The 16952-nt window shown below is 60.8% G+C and carries 16 protein-coding genes, 1 tRNA gene and 2 pseudogenes; 5 read left to right on the top strand and 14 right to left on the bottom strand.

Annotated features, from left to right (window positions below; translation table 11 throughout):
• Nucleotides 1-153: 153 nt before the first annotated feature.
• Nucleotides 154-561, bottom strand: coding sequence for a type II toxin-antitoxin system HicB family antitoxin (locus C4K27_RS06970; RefSeq protein ID WP_009042564.1), 408 nt, complete (start codon nucleotides 559-561; stop codon nucleotides 154-156).
• 32 nt (nucleotides 562-593) lie between these two features.
• Nucleotides 594-776, bottom strand: a complete 183-nt coding sequence (locus tag C4K27_RS06975; protein WP_053259927.1) for a type II toxin-antitoxin system HicA family toxin — start codon at nucleotides 774-776, stop codon at nucleotides 594-596.
• 1063 nt (nucleotides 777-1839) lie between these two features.
• Here C4K27_RS06975 and C4K27_RS06980 point away from each other — a divergent pair.
• The 3 genes and pseudogenes from C4K27_RS06980 to C4K27_RS06990 all read left to right on the top strand — a co-directional run.
• The gene (locus tag C4K27_RS06980; protein ID WP_053259928.1) at nucleotides 1840-2556 is read left to right on the top strand and encodes a fimbrial biogenesis chaperone; all 717 of its coding nucleotides are present in this window, start codon (nucleotides 1840-1842) and stop codon (nucleotides 2554-2556) included.
• 110 nt (nucleotides 2557-2666) lie between these two features.
• Nucleotides 2667-3626 carry a fimbrial protein gene (locus C4K27_RS06985; RefSeq protein WP_053259929.1) on the top strand — a complete coding sequence of 320 codons (960 nt, stop codon included), beginning with the start codon at nucleotides 2667-2669 and terminating at the stop codon, nucleotides 3624-3626.
• A gap of 123 nt (nucleotides 3627-3749) precedes the next feature.
• A pseudogene (locus tag C4K27_RS06990) lies at nucleotides 3750-4310 on the top strand (type II toxin-antitoxin system HipA family toxin); the annotation flags it as partial.
• Nucleotides 4311-4424: 114 nt separating this feature from the next.
• On the opposite strand, the gene C4K27_RS06995 reads toward C4K27_RS06990, so the two are convergent.
• The 7 genes and pseudogenes from C4K27_RS06995 to C4K27_RS07030 form a co-directional block, all read right to left on the bottom strand.
• A complete protein-coding gene (locus C4K27_RS06995; protein ID WP_053259931.1) occupies nucleotides 4425-5168 on the bottom strand; it encodes a hypothetical protein in 744 nt (247 codons plus the stop codon).
• A gap of 150 nt (nucleotides 5169-5318) precedes the next feature.
• Nucleotides 5319-5785 (bottom strand): annotated as a pseudogene (locus tag C4K27_RS31420) (tyrosine-type recombinase/integrase); the annotation flags it as partial.
• Nucleotides 5786-6021: 236 nt separating this feature from the next.
• Nucleotides 6022-6095, bottom strand: a tRNA-Gly gene (locus C4K27_RS07010).
• A 202-nt stretch (nucleotides 6096-6297) separates the two neighbouring features.
• Nucleotides 6298-7182, bottom strand: a complete 885-nt coding sequence (locus C4K27_RS07015; RefSeq protein WP_053259934.1) for an alpha/beta fold hydrolase — start codon at nucleotides 7180-7182, stop codon at nucleotides 6298-6300.
• Nucleotides 7183-7533: 351 nt separating this feature from the next.
• A complete protein-coding gene (locus C4K27_RS07020) occupies nucleotides 7534-8226 on the bottom strand; it encodes a pseudouridine synthase (RefSeq protein ID WP_053259935.1) in 693 nt (230 codons plus the stop codon).
• Nucleotides 8227-8259: 33 nt separating this feature from the next.
• Complete coding sequence (locus C4K27_RS07025; RefSeq protein ID WP_274306756.1) at nucleotides 8260-8478, bottom strand: cysteine-rich CWC family protein; 219 nt, start codon at nucleotides 8476-8478, stop codon at nucleotides 8260-8262.
• A gap of 7 nt (nucleotides 8479-8485) precedes the next feature.
• On the bottom strand, nucleotides 8486-9973 hold the full coding sequence (locus C4K27_RS07030) for a sensor domain-containing diguanylate cyclase (RefSeq protein ID WP_053259937.1): 1488 nt from the start codon (nucleotides 9971-9973) through the stop codon (nucleotides 8486-8488).
• Between the two features lie 272 nt (nucleotides 9974-10245).
• On the opposite strand from C4K27_RS07030, the gene C4K27_RS07035 reads away from it, so the two are divergent.
• Nucleotides 10246-10671, top strand: a complete 426-nt coding sequence (locus C4K27_RS07035) for a hypothetical protein (protein WP_007929400.1) — start codon at nucleotides 10246-10248, stop codon at nucleotides 10669-10671.
• Nucleotides 10672-10725: 54 nt separating this feature from the next.
• Here the strand turns inward: C4K27_RS07035 and C4K27_RS07040 are convergent, their stop codons facing one another.
• The gene (locus C4K27_RS07040) at nucleotides 10726-11838 is read right to left on the bottom strand and encodes an enoyl-CoA hydratase/isomerase DspII (protein WP_053259939.1); all 1113 of its coding nucleotides are present in this window, start codon (nucleotides 11836-11838) and stop codon (nucleotides 10726-10728) included.
• A 131-nt stretch (nucleotides 11839-11969) separates the two neighbouring features.
• Here C4K27_RS07040 and ung point away from each other — a divergent pair, with 131 nt between their 5' ends.
• Nucleotides 11970-12662, top strand: a complete 693-nt coding sequence (ung, locus tag C4K27_RS07045) for a uracil-DNA glycosylase (protein WP_053259940.1) — start codon at nucleotides 11970-11972, stop codon at nucleotides 12660-12662.
• A gap of 171 nt (nucleotides 12663-12833) precedes the next feature.
• Here ung and C4K27_RS07050 read toward each other — a convergent pair whose 3' ends face one another.
• Genes C4K27_RS07050 through C4K27_RS07065 form a run of 4 tightly spaced genes read right to left on the bottom strand, consistent with a single transcriptional unit; the run spans nucleotide 12834 to nucleotide 16878 of the window.
• On the bottom strand, nucleotides 12834-13865 hold the full coding sequence (locus tag C4K27_RS07050) for an AbrB family transcriptional regulator (protein ID WP_053259941.1): 1032 nt from the start codon (nucleotides 13863-13865) through the stop codon (nucleotides 12834-12836).
• A complete protein-coding gene (locus C4K27_RS07055; RefSeq protein WP_053259942.1) occupies nucleotides 13858-15372 on the bottom strand; it encodes a tripartite tricarboxylate transporter permease in 1515 nt (504 codons plus the stop codon). Before C4K27_RS07055 ends, C4K27_RS07050 begins: the two co-directional genes overlap by 8 nt.
• A 1-nt stretch (nucleotide 15373) precedes the next feature.
• The gene (locus C4K27_RS07060) at nucleotides 15374-15832 is read right to left on the bottom strand and encodes a tripartite tricarboxylate transporter TctB family protein (RefSeq protein WP_007930215.1); all 459 of its coding nucleotides are present in this window, start codon (nucleotides 15830-15832) and stop codon (nucleotides 15374-15376) included.
• Between the two features lie 56 nt (nucleotides 15833-15888).
• Nucleotides 15889-16878 (bottom strand): Bug family tripartite tricarboxylate transporter substrate binding protein, encoded by a 990-nt coding sequence (locus C4K27_RS07065; protein ID WP_023968150.1) that lies wholly within the window; start codon nucleotides 16876-16878, stop codon nucleotides 15889-15891.
• Between the last annotated feature and the right edge of the window lie 74 nt (nucleotides 16879-16952).

The raw sequence follows: 16952 nt of genomic DNA on the forward strand, positions 1-16952 counted from the left end.
GCCGATACGCCGGATGCGACCTGGGCTTAGCCGTACTCGTCCGCGCGTGCCTGTGGGCGACCTGTACGACTAAATTCCACCCGGCCGGTCCAGCGTTGAGCGGCCACCAACAGCCTTATTGGCCGCTCACGTTCTTCGGTCAGGGCGGCGTGTTCAGTCTTGCTGCAATACCTTCAGTGCAGCCGAAGCGAGAAAGCCCGAGCGGCTCTTGGCTTCCGGGTGATGCAGCACGTATTCGTCGATGCGGTTCAGCAAGTAGCCGGGCAGGGTGATGTTGAGCTTCTGCGCCTTGCCCAGGTACTTGGTGACATCGATGTCGATCAGCGCCCAGGTGCAGCCTGCGTACCGGGGGTTGGCCGCGTGCAGGGTGACCTTGTTGGCGTGCGGGATGGGGGCACCGTCTTCGGCGAGAATCTCGAAGTGCCCTTCGATGGCTTCGCGGGCCATGGCCATGGCGTCGTCGAGGTCGTCGCCGGCCGAGAAACAGCCAGGAATATCGGGGACTTCCACCCCCCAGGCGTGTTCGTCATCGCCCATTGAAATTGCAATCGGGTAAAGCATGTGCGAAACCTCCAGGGCGCGGTGAATCGCCTTCACATGAGCAGCGCCTGTTTCAGAATGCTGATGGCGGTTTTTCTCAGCAGGTCCTTTTTGGGATGGGGAACGGTCACCAGCCCCGGTTTATGGGGATGCTTGAAATGGTGGTGACTGCCCCTGACCCTGACCAGATACCAACCGTCTGCGACGATTTGGCCGATCAAATACCGACTGTCCACATCACCTCCTTGTGATGTTTGGTGGTTACTATACCTACCAAAAAAATGTGTTCAATACCTGGCCCGCCCGACGGTCGTTGGCAGGGGAACTCCGCAGGCTGAAGTGTAGAAAGAGCGAGTTTGGAACGCGGCGGATAAGAGCGCTGGCTGTGTTGCAGGATCCTTCTCGAACCGTGATATCTGCCGAAGTACTGGCCAAGCTGATTTCGTTGAGGGTCGACAGGAGTACAGATGAGCGGGCCTGGTCAGCATCTTTGAAGATGAGTAAGCCCGGTCGAGGCGCTGGGGGACAGCACGGGGCTATTCGGGGCTATTGCCATTTCCGTGCTCGTTCATCGTGGCCGCAGGTTGATAAAGCGCCCATAAAAAAACCGGTCACTCGAGGACCGGTTTTTTTGTTTCTGCATCCCTCGTCGGCAGGGCCTGACGCTGGACTCGAATGAAGTGGAGCGGGTGAAGGGAACAGCACCCGATATCTAACTTTTTGATTAACAAAGATTTTTGTGGATGCAGATACCGTATTGGACTACATCGTGGACTAGATCTTCCATATCAGCAGCATCGACGCCCAGACGTTGCAGTCCCTCACCGTCGAATGGGCATTACGATGCTACGAAGCTTTCAGGACGGTTGTCCTCGACAGGAATACGTAGAACATCGCATGTAGTGAAAGGGGGGCATACTCCGACTCTCCTGGGCGGCGAAACCAAGAACGCAGGTTGAGCGAGTTGGGCAGGAGCCAGACCGTATTATGGCCCGGCAAATCTGGGGCTTGGGTGCGATGCAGTACGTCGGGCCTATGGCTCTTTCCTCGAACACCGAATTCGCACCATCCGGTTCCTCATGCGGTGCCTCGCTATTTCGCAGGTGAGTGAGCACGTTGTTCCTTTTAGGAATTGTCCTACTGCTTGCGACGCCTATCTACTGTAGTTTTCCTGCCTCCTGACTTTCTCGAACGTCACGAATACCCGCACGGTTCGCCTCGTCGAGTCCATCGCTGTTTTTGCATGGCGTGTAACAACGGGGTTCTGTCCTTCGACACATATCGAGGTAGAGAATTACCGTGAAGACTCCAGCCATCGCCGGATTGATTCTGGCCAGTTTCGCCCTGTTTTTCCCTGCTTTCTCCCAGGCCGGCATCAACCTGGAAAACACCCGTGTGGTGCTTGCGGCGCCGAGCAAGGAAGCGTCCCTGGTGATCAAGAACAGCGCGACCGAGGACCTGATGTTCCAGGCCTGGGTCGAGTCGGCCGACAAGAGCGAGGATGTGCCCTTCGCCATCACCCCGGTGCTCAAGCGCCTGGCTGGCGAACAGCAGCAGGTGTTGCGCATCCTGTACAGCGGCAAAGGCCTGCCGACCGACAAGGAGTCGGTGTACTGGCTGAACGTGCGGGAGGTTCCGCAAAAGTCCCGGGAGGAAAATACCCTGCAAATCGCCGTGCAGCAGCGCCTCAAGCTGTTCTACCGGCCGGCCGGGCTGCCGGGCAAGGTCGCGCAAGCCCCCCAACAACTCAAGTGGCGCCTGCTTGCCAAAGACGGCAAAACCCACCTGGAAGTGACCAATCCGTCGGCTTTCCACCTGTCTTTTGCCACGATCACATTGCGGATGGGAGGCAAGGGGTTCACCGCGCCGATCGATATGGTCGCGCCGGCCGCGACTTCCCTGGTCGAGATGGCGGAGCTGCCGAGTGGCGTCCAGGCTAACGACCTCAAGGTTGAGTTCGAAGTCATCGGCGATTTCGGTGGAATTCTCAAATACGACGGCGTCATCTCCGGCTGAGGTTTGGTGTCTTTCTTATTTTTGCGGCAGGGGACTTGTTGGCACGTCTCTTTGACCGTCCAAGTTGGCAACCCTTCCAGTTTTGGGGGGCGCTAGAGGTTATTATTTAGATGCGTAAACTAATATTCATACTGATATTTTTAGCCAGCCTGTTTGCGCAGAATGTATTTGCAGCTTGCACTCTGGACAGCAGTGTCCCACCGCTAAAGGACATCGTTCTCCCTGCTCGAACTATCATCAAGGCAGCTCCCATTGGAGCAGAGCTTGCTAAACACACTGTCACTCTCTGGCAAGGTGGGTTCGTTACATGTCAGGGTACGAATCTCGCGGCTATTACTGCTAATACGACGCTAGTGCCATCGGCGATACCTAAAGTTTATGAAACAGGTATCAAGGGCATCGGCGTTAAATTCTGTCTTGGGCTGGAGGCGAGTGGCAACAATACGTGGTGTACTCCATTTTCTTGGACAACCAGCTCCGGCTATCTTCCCAGATTTATAGATGTTGTGTTCGTTCGTACCGATCGTGGTGTCGCTTCAGGAAAGGTACCAATGATGTTCAGCGTGATATGGGATATGGGAGGTGCGCGACTCACAGTCCGCTCGCAAGGTACTACCGAACTGGTCAACGATATATTTTTCGCTGGCTGCGAATCCGTGGGTGCAGCGGTCAATGTCCAGATGGGCAAGCAGACCATCGACAACCTCAAGAAGGGAAGTGTCAAAGAGGTGCCATTCAACTTCGATGTCCGCTGCGAAGGCTTGAAATCTGATACGAAAGTTCCGGTAAAAGTCTACTTCGAAGGCAACTCCCAGGCCGACGGCCTGCTCAAGCTTATCAATCTAGGCCAGCCCGGGGTTGCATCGGGGGTGGGTATTTCCCTGGTCAACGATAAGGGCGTCAAGTTGCCATTCGATATCTCCAGGTCCATCGCCCTCGATTGGAACAGGGAGATTGCGGAGGGCTCCATTTACCGGTTCTCCGGCAGTGCCAAATATGTTCCGACAGGTAGCGAGATAAAGCCGGGCAAAGGCGATGCGACCATGAGCTTCGTTCTTAACTACAACTGATCGTCATCGGTGGCGGGTACTTATTTGTCAGGAAGGCCTGGCGTCTCTGCAGCGTTTTCAGAATGCTCCGATGCTCTTCTTGTAACCGGCAGATTGCTCGTTTTACTTGGAGCGGGTTAGAGCATAGATCGGAGGTTCGCCAGCGATTATCACTGCTTCATAGTGCGCCGCTTCGACCGTACCGATGCGGGTCGCCGTCTGCATTTTGCTTCGGCGATGACCATGACCGGACACAGTGATGGCGATGATGCATCGACGGGGGTGAGCTACCTGGAGCTCGCAGAAGTGCTGATGAACCAGGGCTCGCAGCCCAATGAGGATCTGCGTGAACTGTGGTCGAGGATTGTCTTCAACATCCTCGTTTCCAACACGGACGATCATCTGCGCAACCACGGTTTCATCCTGGTGCCCGGCAATGGTTGGAAGCTCTCGCAGGCTCACGATATGAACCCTGTCTCTCATGCTGATGGGCTGAAACTCAACATCACCGATGCGGACAACGCCCTCGATCTTGAGCTGGCCCGGGAAGTCGCAGAGTATTTCCGCCTGGAGCTCTGCAAAGCGGACGAGATCATCGAGGCGTTTCGAGGCGTCGTTGGCCAATGGCGAATGCTGGCTCAGCGCGTAGGATTGTCCGTGCGGGAGCAGGACCGAATGGCTGGTGCCTTCCGGCTGGCCGAGTGACTGTCCATTGGTGGCGCGCTGGCGACGACTTGGATTCAATCGGCACGGCGGCGCCTGATAGAGCACATCTGGCAGCGGACCTCGTTGCCGCGCCAATACTGCTCCTGTTGTAGGTCATGCTTGAGCAGCATGCGCCCGCAAGGCCTGCTTCTGCTCTTCGGTCAAGTTGCCAACGATGTGGTCGCTGCGAGACTTGATGTCTTGCTTCAGGTACGACGTGGCCGCAAGCAGACACCTGATCAGATCCGGGCAGAGCGTAAGGTGATAGTGGATGATGGTCTGCGCCCCACCAGCATCGATGGTTATGGCGCCATGCTCATCGATGAAATATGCGACACGGTGGCGACCATGTTCTAGCTCCTTGTGGGCGTAGTGCTTATTTCTGATGCACTCAATCTTCTGGTGTACTGCCTTGAGTTCATTCTGACCGGCGAAGACGTCCTTTTCTTTGAGAGGTGCGCGATTGGAGCTGGTGAACATCTGCTGGTAGCCAACAACGATTCCGGCAAACAGTTCTTCGAGACTCATCCAGAGATTGGGACTCAAGAAAGCCAATACGTATTGCGTCCCGGCGCGTCGCCTCATTTCCCAGATGGCGTCTCTGTCCCTGTCCAGTTGGGTAGGCGCAGGAGCGTCCTGAAGCAACAGCTTCATTGCTTCAACTAATTCTGCCGGCAGGGGAAAGTCCTGCTTGGGGACTGGCTTCGAGTCAATGATGTCGGAAATTGCCAATAGGGATTGCGTCAGCTGATACACCTGATAGCTCTGCTCGATCCTGTCTTCGAGCCCCTTGATCTTGTTCAGCAGGTCGTTGTCGCTGGCGAAGGCTTCATGCGTTTTTGGGAATAGCTTGCTCATTGAAGTGATTGTCCCTCTGTCGTTTTCTGCGAATCAGTGTATGCAATCTTTCGTAGAGCAATCCGGAGTATTTCAGATCCGATTTTGTAGTGACTTTGCCCTGGGGGGGCTGAACCACCACATCCAGGTCGGAGGATTCCGCTACCGAACCTTGTGCCGCTCGATGTTGCCAATGACTTCGAGCAGATCGATTCGCTTGACCCCGTAAATCGAGCGATGGCCCAGCAGTGGCAGTACATCATTGTCGAGATGCGCGGGATCACTGACTGGGTGGCCTGGCGTCCTTCTTGGTATGTCAGCCCGCAATGCGCGAGCCATTTCACAAAGATTGCCTTGAAGGTGTACTCGTCGGTCAGGCGAACGGCCGCTCGTTTTTGCTTTCGGTCGCGGTGAGGATTGATTCCCTTGGCCACCTGCGCGCGGGCTTCGTCGCGCAGCGACAGTTCCGGCTAGCTACCCAGAGACATGCGTTTTTGGATGCCATGCCATTGATAACGGAAGTGCCAGGATTTGCCCCCACCCGGCGCTACGGCCAGTGAGAGTCCATCCAGATCTGAGAGGGTATATGCCTTGCCGGTGGCCTTGGCCTTGCGGACAGTGAGGTCGGAGAGCGCCATGTTCCAGCTCCTGAATTTGAGTCAGGAACCAGATGCTGATCACAGTCGATCCGCACTCCCAGTAACAATCCGAACACCGCGCCACCCTAAAGATGGACTAAATAATGGACTAAAAAGTCCCGGCTTGGCGTGGATTTCAGTGGACGTCTCTGGATCGAGTCAGAAGAGAAAAGTGTTTATCTTCAATGGCTTGAAATGCTCAGTGGACGTTCTTGGAAACCCGTGGAAAGTTGAAGTGGAGCGGGTGAAGGGAATCGAACCCTCGTTATCAGCTTGGGAAGCTGGAGTAATGCCATTATACGACACCCGCTCGGAGCGGCTGACTTTGTACCAGAAGTGCGCGCGGATTTGAAGTTTTTCTTTGCCGGGCCTGTGTTTGCGAAGCGGTGGGAAATGCACGCAGGTACGCTTCTACGCCGTCATCGCGGCGACGGGGCGAAGACCGGCTTGCGGTCTATCGCGGGCAAGCTCGCTCCAAGGGCAGGGGACGAGTTGCTCGCGATGACGCCACTTCAGATAGCCAGGGCATGGTGGTCCTGCAGGTAGTGATAGCGCGGACGACTGGTGTGCTGGGTCGGTTTGAGGAACCCCATCAGCGCGTTACGGCTGTCCCGGCAGGCGGCCTTGTGTTCCATGTCGAGGAAGTGCCCGGCGGCCTGGATGGTGCTGAACGTCGAGTGCCGGACATGGTTGCCGAACAGCCGGGCGTCATTGGCGGCGGTGTATTCGTCCCATTCACCGTTCATGAACAGCACCGGCACCTCGATGTTCTTCGCCGCTTTCAGGTAGCACTGGCGGTCGCTGTTGAGGACATGGCTGATGTGGAAGTGCATCTGCCCGTATTCATGCTCGGCCAGGGTGCTGACGTGGCGATAGTTGAAACGCTTGAACAGTGACGGCAGGTGCTTGCCGATGGTCTCGTTGACCAGGTGCCCGACACGGTCGCCGTCCCGGCTGCCGAGGTAATCGACACCGCGTTCGAGGTAGTCGCGCATCGGCTCGTTGATCACTGGCGAGAACGAGCTGATCACCGCCTTTTCAATGCGCCGCGGGCGCTGCGCCAGGGCGAGCAGCGTCGGCGCGCCACCCCAGGAGAACGACATCACGTGCTCGGCGGCGAAGTGGTCGATCAGCTCCAGGAGGATCTGTCCTTCGACTTCCTTGGTGAGCATTTTCTCGTGCCTGTTGTGGGCTTTCGAACGACCGGCATAGGGCTGGTCGTAGAGCACCACATTGAATTGCGGATGCAGGTTCTTCACGGTCTGCGCAAAAGACGCGGTGGTGGCCATTGAGCCGTTGACCAGAATGATGGTCTTTTCTGCGGCATCTGCGCGATAGAACTCCGTGTAAACCCGATACTGACCTTGTATATCCAGCACAGCGATTTCTGGCCTCATGTCATAAGACTCCTGGCAAGCGGGTATGCGCGCAACCGAGGGTGCACGAGATTTGTGACAGGTAGGCATACGCCTGGAATTTTTTAGCCCATGTCGATCCGCACAGATGGTCGACGGGTGTTGTTATAGGCGGGCAATTTGCCGGACAACAGGAATGAGCACAGGAGGCTCGGACGGCAAAGGATTTCTTAGAAGTATGTTCGTGACTCATCGGTCACATTTCGGCCGACGGACTGATTCAAGCAGGGAGAACGCCGTCTCGCAAGTGCCGTTGGTAAATTGTTCGACAACTTCGGCTGAATGGTCATGGCATCGTCGATGGCTTACAGCGGCTACGGAAATTGTAGGCGCTCAGACCAGGCGGATTTCTTCATCGGTCAGCGGCCGGTACTCGCCGGGCGCCAGGTTTTCGTCGAGGGCCAGCGGTCCCATGCGTTCGCGGTGCAGGCGCAAGACCTTGTTGTCGAAATGGCCGAACATGCGTTTGACCTGGTGGTAGCGGCCTTCGACGATGCTCAGCCGCGCACACCGGGGGCCGAGGATCTGCAGCTCGGCGGGCAGGGTGGTGAGGTCCTCGAAAGCGAAGTACAGGCCCCGGGCGAAGGTCTCGGCGTACTCCGGGCCTATGTCCTGTTCGGTCTCGACGTAGTAGCGCTTCGGCAGTTTGGTCTGCGGCTGGGTCAGGCGCCGCGACCAGCTGCCATCGTTGGTGAGGATCAGCAAACCGGTGGTGTTGTAGTCCAGGCGTCCGGCGATGTGCAGCTCGTGCTTGTCCGGTTCGTCCAGCAGGTCGAGCACGGTGCGGTGTTCGGGATCGCGGGTGGCGCTGACGCAGCCCATGGGTTTGTGCAGCATGAAATAGCGCGGCGGCTTGCCGGCCTGCAGCACTTCGTCGTCGAGCTCGACCCGGCTGAACTCGCGCACCTCGGCATGGGGATCGCTGACCACCTGGCCGTCGATACGGATGCGCTTTGCCACCAGCAGCAGGCGCACCTGCTGGCGGTTGAAGCGGGGCAGGTTGCTGAGGAAGCGATCAACGCGCATGGCTATCGGCAGGCTGGCAAAAGGCTGCGCATCTTACGGGATCGGCCGGGCGGCCGCTTGCAGTTGCGCATCGACCCGGGCACAGCGCGGGCACAGGCAGGCACGATCGCGCAGCTCCGGCGGCAGGGCTTCGAGCACCGCCGGGTCGATGCTCACGCTGTAGCACCAGCAGGCCTGGTCGGCGGTACGCGGGTCGGCCAGGCTGCAGTCGTTGCGGGCGCCGCAGGCCGGGCAGAGGCTGGGGTTGTTCAGGGTCGGTTCATTCATAACGGGAGTGAGGCATTTCCATGCAGGTTCGGTTACGGCCGGTCTGCTTGGCACGGTACATCGCATGGTCGGCGCGCGATAGCAGGCTGTGCAGGGTATCGTCCGCCTGCAGCGTGGTCACGCCGATGCTGACGGTCAGCCGCATATTCTTGCCCTCATAGGCGTAGTGCTGTTGCTCGATCAGCAGGCGGATTTTCTCGGCGATCTTCAGCGCCGTGGCGCTGTCGGTGTCCTTGAGCAGCACGATGAACTCTTCGCCGCCCCAACGGCAAACGATATCGGACTGGCGCAGGCAGCTTGCCAGGTGTCGGGCGAAGCCGCTCAACACCTGATCGCCGGCGAGGTGGCCGTAGGTGTCGTTGAGGCGTTTGAAGTGGTCCAGGTCGAGCAGCAGGGCGGCCAGCGGCTTGGGCTCACGCTGGGCTTCGAGCATGGCCTGGGCGGCCAGCAAGTCGAAGCCGCGGCGGTTGGGCAAGCCGGTGAGGCTGTCGAGGGTGGCCTGGGTTTCGATCTTGTGCTGGAAACGCCTGACCACGCGGTTGAGCAGGGTCAGCACGATCAGGGTGATCGCCAGGCAGATCAGCAGGTTGAGGTACAGCGAGCGGCGGATATCGCCCAGGGCGCGGTCCTCGCGCTTGTCGACGAACAGGTACCAGTTCAGCTCGGGAATGAAACGCACATTGAGGAAGTGCCGCTGGTCTGGGGCGCTGTATTCGTAGTTGCCGCTGTGGGGCTTGGGCATCCTGGCCTGCAGGTCGCGCAGGTTTTCCAGTTCGAACAGCGACTGGCCGGCCCGAGCGCCCTGCGGGCCGCCTTCGGCCCCGGTGAGGACGATCCGGCCCTGGGTATCGACGAAATACACGCTGCGCTGATAACGCTGCTGGTAGCGGTCGATCAGCTTGACCACCGTATCCACCTTGAGGCCGACACCGGCGACGCCGATGAAATTGTCCTGGTAGTCGTAGACCTTGTAGTTGATGAAAAACGTCAGGTTGTTCTGGTTGGCCTGGTCCGGATCGACGTTGATTTCATACGGGGTGGCCATGTCGCGGACCCGGAAATACCAGGCGTCGCGAGGGGTATCAGGGGCGATTTTCTTCAGCACGCCCTTGGCGTGGTAGTAGGTCAGGCTGCTGTTGGAGACGAAGAAGGCGGTGTAGGCGCCGTAGTGGGTCATCACCTCGTTGAGGTAGCGGGTCATCTGCTCGGGATCGTGTTCGCCAGCTATCACCCAGTCGCGCATGAAGGTGTCGCGGGACATCATCGAAGAGATCAGGATCGGCCGTACCAGGTCTTTCTGGATTTCCGAATACACGGTATCGGAGGTCAGCGGCAGCTCAGTGTTGACGATGTTGTCGCGGATCGAGGTTCGCGAGGCGTAGTAGCTGAGTAAGGACGTGGCCATAAAACCGCCGCCCAGCAGCACGATGAGCGTGATGATCAGCCAGCGTTGCGAATACAGCGGGGAGCTAAGCGGCATGGGCGACTCCGTGGCAGTGACCCGATGCAAGCATTCTAGTGGCCGCGTCGACGGGTAGCTGCGCCATTTGATCGCTCGCCAGCAATGGCACACAGCCCGCGAAAACCGGGCGTTTTCGGATCCAAAATCCTTGCCTGGCGACTTGTATCAAGGTGTAACCGAAATCGCACCAGACCCGGTTTTCGCGGTCAGATATTCCGTCAGCCAGAACATCCTTGGCTGCCGCCGGCCAGCGTCGCTGGCATGGCCCATCAGCGGTCCAGGAGGCCGCCATGTATCGTCGAATTCTTCTCACTGCGTTCCTGGGTTTGGCTCTTTCTGCCTGCGTTCCCTATTACGACTACGACGGAGGTTCCACTTACTACCGCTCTGAGGTCTATACGACGCCGGCGCCGGTCTACTACGGCGGTTCCTATTATTCTTCCGGCCGCGGCTATTACGCGCCGCGTTATTACCAACCAGCGCCACGGTACTACCAGCCCCGGTATTACCAACCGGCACCGCGTTACTACCAGTCGGCGCCGCGGGCCGTTTATCGCGCCTACCCGAACCGTGGCTGGGATGGCCACCGCCAGGGCTGGAACAATGACTATCGGCGCCATGACGGCCGCCGTGACTTTGACGGCCGGCGGGGTGGTCGAGACTGGAGCGATCGTGGTCGCGACGATCACCGTCGTGACCGCCATCACAACCGCTGATCTGCCTATAACAAACAAGCGGCGCCTGGAGCGCCGCTTTTTCATGGCTGGTTTTCAGAAGTCCGACAGATCCGCCAAGGGGTGACGGCCTTCCCAGGCCTTGTGGAAATGCGCCTCGACCACGGCGTCGGGGATGCTGTTGATATCCGGCCAGTGCCAACGGGGCTTGTGGTCCTTGTCGATCAGGCGCGCCCGCACCCCTTCGCTGAATTCGGGATGCCGGCAGCAGTTCAGGCTCAGGGTGTATTCCATCTGGAACACCTGGGCCAGGGACAGGTGCCGGGCCTGCTGGATCTGTTCCCAGACCAGGCAGGCGGTCAGCGGGCAGCCTTCGCTGAGGGTTTTCGCCGCCCGCGCCAGCAGGGCATCGGAGTGATTGTGCAACTGGCTGATGGCTCGCCAGGCACAGCGTACGTCGCTGACGTCCAGCCACTCGTCGATCTGCTGGCGCCGTGGTAGCCACTGGGCAGCGGGCATTTGTTCGACGGCCTCCTGTTGCAGGGCCTTGAGCAGACTGTTGAGCTGCATCGGCGTCTGTTCCTGCCAGTTGAGCTGCAGCAGCCCGTCGATCAGCGCTTCTTGCTGGTCGTCTCGCAGGAAGCGGTCGGCCAGGTCCAGGTCGATGGCGTCGCGGCCGTTGATGTGCGCGCCGGTCAGGCCGAGGAACAGCCCGAGCTTGCCCGGCAGGCGCGAGAGGAACCAACTGGCGCCGACATCCGGGTACAGGCCGATGCTGATTTCCGGCATCGCCAGGCGGCTGCTCGGTGTGACGATACGAATGCTGGCGCCTTGCAGCAGGCCCATGCCGCCACCGAGCACATAGCCGTGGCCCCAGCAGATTAGCGGTTTCGGGTAGGTGTGCAGGCGGTAGTCGAGACGGTATTCCGCGGCGAAGAACTGCGCGGCCAGCGTCGGTACTTCGCCGGGGTGGGCCAGGCAGGCCTGGACCAGGCTGCGCACTTCGCCGCCGGCGCAAAAGGCCTTGGCGCCGTTGCCGCGCAACAGCACACAGACCACTTGCGGGTCCTTGGCCCAGGCTTCCAGGCGGTCGCTCAACAGATGGATCATTGGCAGGGACAAGGCGTTGAGGGAGTGTTCGGCATCCAGGCTGGCAATTGCGATGCGCGCGCCGTCGGTGCCGGTGAGTTCTTCGAAGTGCAGATTCATCGTGACCTCGATCGGGAATTTGAGCGTTCAGTATGATCGCTATAGGCGAAAGTGGCGGTTCTGCGTCAGATCAATTGACAAGCGTGGTGGGCTTTCCTAGGGTGCGCCCATTGATTTTACCGGGTGCAACCATGACCGATGACGACCGTATCAAACTCGAACCCAGCTGGAAGCAGGCGCTGCGTGCCGAATTCGACCAGCCTTATATGGCGGAGTTGCGCGAGTTCCTGCGTCAGGAACATGCCGCTGGCAAGGAGATCTACCCGCCGGGCCCGTTGATCTTCAATGCGCTGAATTCGACCCCGCTGGACAAGGTCAAGGTGGTGATCCTCGGCCAGGACCCTTACCACGGCCCGGGCCAGGCCCACGGCCTGTGCTTCTCGGTGCAGCCGGGCGTACCGGCGCCGCCGTCCCTGGTGAATATCTATAAAGAGCTCAAGCGCGACCTGAACATCGACATGCCCAACCACGGCTACCTGCAGAGCTGGGCCGACCAGGGCGTGCTGATGCTCAACACCACCATGACCGTGCAACGGGCCAACGCCGCGTCCCACGCGGGCAGGGGCTGGCAGCATTTCACCGACCGGATCATCGAAGTGGTGAGCCAGCACCAGCCGCATCTAGTGTTCCTGCTGTGGGGGGCCCACGCCCAGAGCAAGCAGAAGCTGATCGATGCCACCAAGCACCTGGTGCTGACCTCGGTGCACCCGTCGCCCCTGTCGGCCTACCGCGGCTTTATCGGTTGCGGGCATTTCAGCCGGACCAACAAGTACCTCGAGCAGAATGGCGAGACGCCGATCGAATGGCGGTTGCCGTCGGTTTGATGGGGTTTGAAGGCCGTCATCGCGGGCAAGCCTCGCTCCTACAGAGCCAACGCAAAACCCTGTAGCCGCTGCCGCAGGCTGCGATAGGTCCGAAGGACCTCGGCGACTCTGAACATCGCGCCCCCTTCGGGGGCGATCGCAGCCTGCGGCAGCGGCTACAGGGGACCGGCTTCAGTCCGGTTTCTTGTCCCAATGCCGGAACAGCGGCTCGGCCAGAAACAGCACGAACAGCAAGCGCATTACCTGCATCGCCGTCACCAGCGGCACCGACAGTTGCAGGGTCTCGGCCGTCAGGCTCATTTCCGCGATGCCGCCGGGCATCATGCCCAACGTCAGCGAACGCAAGTCCAGATGAGTCAAGGCGCTCAGGGCCACGGCCGCGAGGCTGGCGATCAGCATGGTCAGCGCCGTGCCGATCAGGGTGCGGCCCATGAACGAGGGCGCGCGGCGGAAGAACTGGCGATTGAAGTGACAGCCCAGGCCGCTGCCGATCAGCCACTGGCCGATCTGGCTGCCGCCGTCCGGCAGGCCGATATGCAGGTCCCAGCCGATACTGACCGCGGCGCTGACCAGCAGCGGCCCGAACAGCCAGGGGTTGGGTTGGCGCAGACGTTGCCAGAGCCAGGCGAGCAGGGCGCCCGCCGGAAACAATACGGCCAGCCAGCGCCAATCGACGCTGGCCGGATGCAGTTGGGGCACACCTTCACCGAGCAGGTACTTGAAGGCCGCCGGTACACATAAGACCACCACCAGCACCCGCAGGCTCTGCCCGGCCGCCACGCGGCTGAGCACCGCGCCGTTGCGCGCGCCGAGGTTGACCATCTCGCCGGAGCCGCCCGGCATGCTGGAGAAGAAGGCTGTGGCCCGGTCCTCACCGGTGCGCCGCAGCAGCCAGACCCCGACCACGCTGGACAGGCTGGTGACCAGGGCACCGAAGAAGATCAGGCCGAAATGGCTCATGACCTGTTCCATCACCACCGGGGTGAAGTGCAGGCCGATGCCGATCCCCACCACCCATTGCCCGCATTTGCGGCCGCCGGGGATTTCCCCCAGTTGCCAGGGCGTCAGGCAGCGCACCAGGATGATCGCCAGCAACGAGCCGACCATCCACGGCAGCGGCCAGCCGATCTGGCTGGCGAGGTAACCGCCGGCCAGACCGACCAGGGGCGTCCCCCACCACTGTTTGAAGCTGGCCTCAGACATCGGCCACGGCGCGTTGCAGGGCCGAGCGCTTGCGCCAGATGCGGATCATCGGCATCAGCAGCATGATCACGGTCAGCACCCAGACGCCGACGGTGATCGGGCTGGACCAGAGGATTTCCATCGCGCCGTTGGAGATCGACAGCGCGCGGCGCAGGTTCTGCTCCATCAACCCGCCGAGGATAAAGCCCAGTAACACTGGCGACAGCGGGAAATCCAGCTTGCGCAGGATGTAGCCGAAGATGCCGATACCGACCATCAGGAACAGGTCGAAGGTGGTGGCGTGCACCGCGTAGACGCCGATCCCGGTGATGATTGCGATCACCGGCACCAGGGCCCAGTTCGGCACGGCGAGGATGCGGGTGAAGACGCGGATCATCGGAATGTTGAGGATCACCAGCATGATGTTGGCGATGAACAACGAGGCGATCAGGCCCCAGACGATGTCCGGCTGCTGTTGGAACAGCAGCGGGCCCGGGGTGATGTTGTACAGCGACAGGGCGCCGATCATCACCGCGGTGGTGCCCGAACCCGGGACGCCGAGGGTCAGCATCGGTACCAGGGCGCCGCAGGCCGAGGCGCCGATCGCGGTTTCCGGTGCCGCCAGGCCGCGCTTGTCGCCCTGGCCGAACTTGCCGCTGGCGCCGGCGATGCGTTTTTCGGTCATGTAGGCCACGGCGCTGGCCAGGGTCGCGCCGGCACCCGGCAAGACGCCCATGATGAAGCCCAGCAGGCCGCAACGGATGTTCACCACGAACACCGACGCCGCTTCCTTGAAGTTGAACATCATGCGCCCGGTGGCTTTCACCGCTTCCTGGCCGCGATGGGTTTTTTCCAGCAGCAACAGGATCTCGCTGATGGAGAACAAGCCCAGTACCAGCACCACGAACTGGATGCCGTCGGTGAGGTGGATGTTATCGCCGGTGAAGCGGTACACGCCGCTGTTGGCGTCGATGCCGACCGACGACAGGAACAGCCCGATCAGCGCGGCGATAAAGGTCTTGATCGGACGATCGCCGGCCATGCCGCCGAGGCAGACTATGGCGAACACCATCAGCACGAAATACTCCGCCGGGCCGAAGGCGATCGCCCATTTCGCCAGCAGCGGGGCGAACATCACCATGCCGCAGGTGGCGATCAAGGCGCCGATGAACGAGCTCCAGGCCGACAGCGACAAGGCCACCCCGGCCAGGCCCTGGCGCGCCATCGGGTAGCCGTCGAGGGTGGTCATCACGGTGGAAGCTTCGCCCGGGATGTTCAGCAGGATCGAACTGATCCGGCCACCGTATTCGCAACCCAGGTACACCGCCGCCAGCAGGATCAGCGCCGACTCCGGTGGCAGGCCGAGGGCGAAGGCGATCGGGATCAGCAGTGCCACGCCGTTGATCGGGCCCAGGCCCGGGAGCAGGCCGACCACGGTGCCGATCAGGGTGCCGGTCAGGGCGGTGACCAGGTTGTAGGGGCTCAGCGCGACGCCGAAACCCTGGCCCAAATAACCAAGCGTATCCATATCAGTTCTCCAGAACGTCGAGCAGGCCCAGGGGTAGTGGCACGTCCATCACCCGGTCGAAGAGCACGTACAGACCGATGGCCATCAGCGTTGTGACCACGGCGCTGGGCACCCAGCGGCCGCCGTACAGGCGCGCCATCGGAATGCCGATCAGGATGCTGCTGAGAATGAAACCCAGGGGTTCGAACAGACCGGCGAAGATCAGCAGCAGGAGCACACAGATGCTGATCTTGGTCAGGGTTTCACGGTCCAGTGGCGGCTCGTCTTCGCTGTGCTTTATCGGCGCCGGGCGAAACACCATGTACAGCAGCGCCAGGCCCATCAGGCCGAGCATCAGCAGGGGAAAGGCGCGCGGGCCGACCGGTTCGTAGGAAAAGGCGGCCTGGTAAGGCCAGGCCATCAGTGCCAGGCCCAGGCAGACCAGGAGCAGCAGCGAGGCGAAAAGGCGTTGTAAGAGCATGGGAAACTCCTGGGCCCCGCCCCCGCGAAAGGGGCAGGGCCGCTAGACAGGGGCGATTACTGGATCAGGCCGAACTCTTTGGCCAGGGTCTTGTAGTCGGCCACCTGTTTCTTCACGTAGGCGTCCAGTTCCGGCCCGGTCATGGCGAACGGGAAGAGCTCGCGCTGGTCGCGCAGCTTGGCGAACTCTTCGGAAGCCAGCAGCTTGTCGAAGGCGTCTTTCCACCAGGCGTAGTCTTCGTCGCTGACCTTCGGCCCGAGGTAGAAGCCGCGCACCACTGGCCAGACGATGTCGTAGCCCTGCTCCTTGGCGGTCGGGATGTCTTTCATTTCCGGCTCGTCCAGGCGCTTGTCGGAGAACACCGCGAGCAGGCGCATGTCGCCGCTCTGGATGTGCGGCATGGAGTCGGAAATGTCAGTACTGCCGACCTGGATGTGCCCGCCCAGCAGCGCGGTGGCGATTTCGCCGCCGCCTTCCAGGGCCACGTAGCGCAGGTCGCGCGGGTTGATCCCGGCGGCCTTGGCGATCAGCGCGGTCTGCATCCAGTCCTGGCTGCCGACGGTGCCGCCGGAGCCGATCACCACCGAGCTCGGGTCTTTCTTCAGCGCCTTGACCAGGTCGTCGAGGGTCTTGTACGGCGAGTCGCTCTTCACCGCGATGGCGCCATAGCTGGTGCCGACCGCGGCCAGCCAGCGCACCGCGCTTTCATCGAAGCGGCCGAACTTGCCCTGGGCCAGGTTCAGCAGCGAACCGCTGGACCAGGCCACCAGCGTGCCGGCGTCGGCAGGGCGCTGGGCCACCACCGCGTTGTAGGCCACCGCGCCGACACCGCCGGGCATGTAGGTCACGCGCATCGGCTTGGTCAGCAGCTTTTCGTTGACCAGCGCGCTCTGCGCCAGTTTGCAGGTCAGGTCGAAACCGCCGCCGGGGGAGGCCGGGGCGATGCATTCCGGGCGCTTGGGTTCGGCGCTGGCGGCGGCGAGCAGTTGACCGGCGAACAGCATACAGCCGGCGGCGAGGGCCAATTTACGCAGTGATGGGTTCATGCTTGTCTCCACAGGAGTTGTTGTTGTGTGTTGCATGCCAGGGGCCTTGGCAGGCGTGGCGCCTGCCGAAGGTC

The sequence above is a fragment of the Pseudomonas chlororaphis subsp. chlororaphis genome (assembly GCF_003945765.1).
Lineage (GTDB): Bacteria > Pseudomonadota > Gammaproteobacteria > Pseudomonadales > Pseudomonadaceae > Aquipseudomonas > Aquipseudomonas chlororaphis.

Excerpts from the sequence above, each read along its gene's own strand:
- C4K27_RS06970 (WP_009042564.1), bottom strand. The coding sequence starts at position 561 with ATGCTTTACCCGATTGCAATTTCAATGGGCGATGACGAACACGCCTGG.
- C4K27_RS06985 (WP_053259929.1), top strand. The coding sequence starts at position 2,667 with ATGCGTAAACTAATATTCATACTGATATTTTTAGCCAGCCTGTTTGCG.
- C4K27_RS06995 (WP_053259931.1), bottom strand. The coding sequence starts at position 5,168 with ATGAGCAAGCTATTCCCAAAAACGCATGAAGCCTTCGCCAGCGACAAC.
- C4K27_RS07015 (WP_053259934.1), bottom strand. The coding sequence starts at position 7,182 with ATGAGGCCAGAAATCGCTGTGCTGGATATACAAGGTCAGTATCGGGTT.
- C4K27_RS07020 (WP_053259935.1), bottom strand. The coding sequence starts at position 8,226 with ATGCGCGTTGATCGCTTCCTCAGCAACCTGCCCCGCTTCAACCGCCAG.
- C4K27_RS07030 (WP_053259937.1), bottom strand. The coding sequence starts at position 9,973 with ATGCCGCTTAGCTCCCCGCTGTATTCGCAACGCTGGCTGATCATCACG.
- C4K27_RS07035 (WP_007929400.1), top strand. The coding sequence starts at position 10,246 with ATGTATCGTCGAATTCTTCTCACTGCGTTCCTGGGTTTGGCTCTTTCT.
- C4K27_RS07040 (WP_053259939.1), bottom strand. The coding sequence starts at position 11,838 with ATGAATCTGCACTTCGAAGAACTCACCGGCACCGACGGCGCGCGCATC.
- ung (WP_053259940.1), top strand. The coding sequence starts at position 11,970 with ATGACCGATGACGACCGTATCAAACTCGAACCCAGCTGGAAGCAGGCG.
- C4K27_RS07050 (WP_053259941.1), bottom strand. The coding sequence starts at position 13,865 with ATGTCTGAGGCCAGCTTCAAACAGTGGTGGGGGACGCCCCTGGTCGGT.
- C4K27_RS07055 (WP_053259942.1), bottom strand. The coding sequence starts at position 15,372 with ATGGATACGCTTGGTTATTTGGGCCAGGGTTTCGGCGTCGCGCTGAGC.
- C4K27_RS07060 (WP_007930215.1), bottom strand. The coding sequence starts at position 15,832 with ATGCTCTTACAACGCCTTTTCGCCTCGCTGCTGCTCCTGGTCTGCCTG.
- C4K27_RS07065 (WP_023968150.1), bottom strand. The coding sequence starts at position 16,878 with ATGAACCCATCACTGCGTAAATTGGCCCTCGCCGCCGGCTGTATGCTG.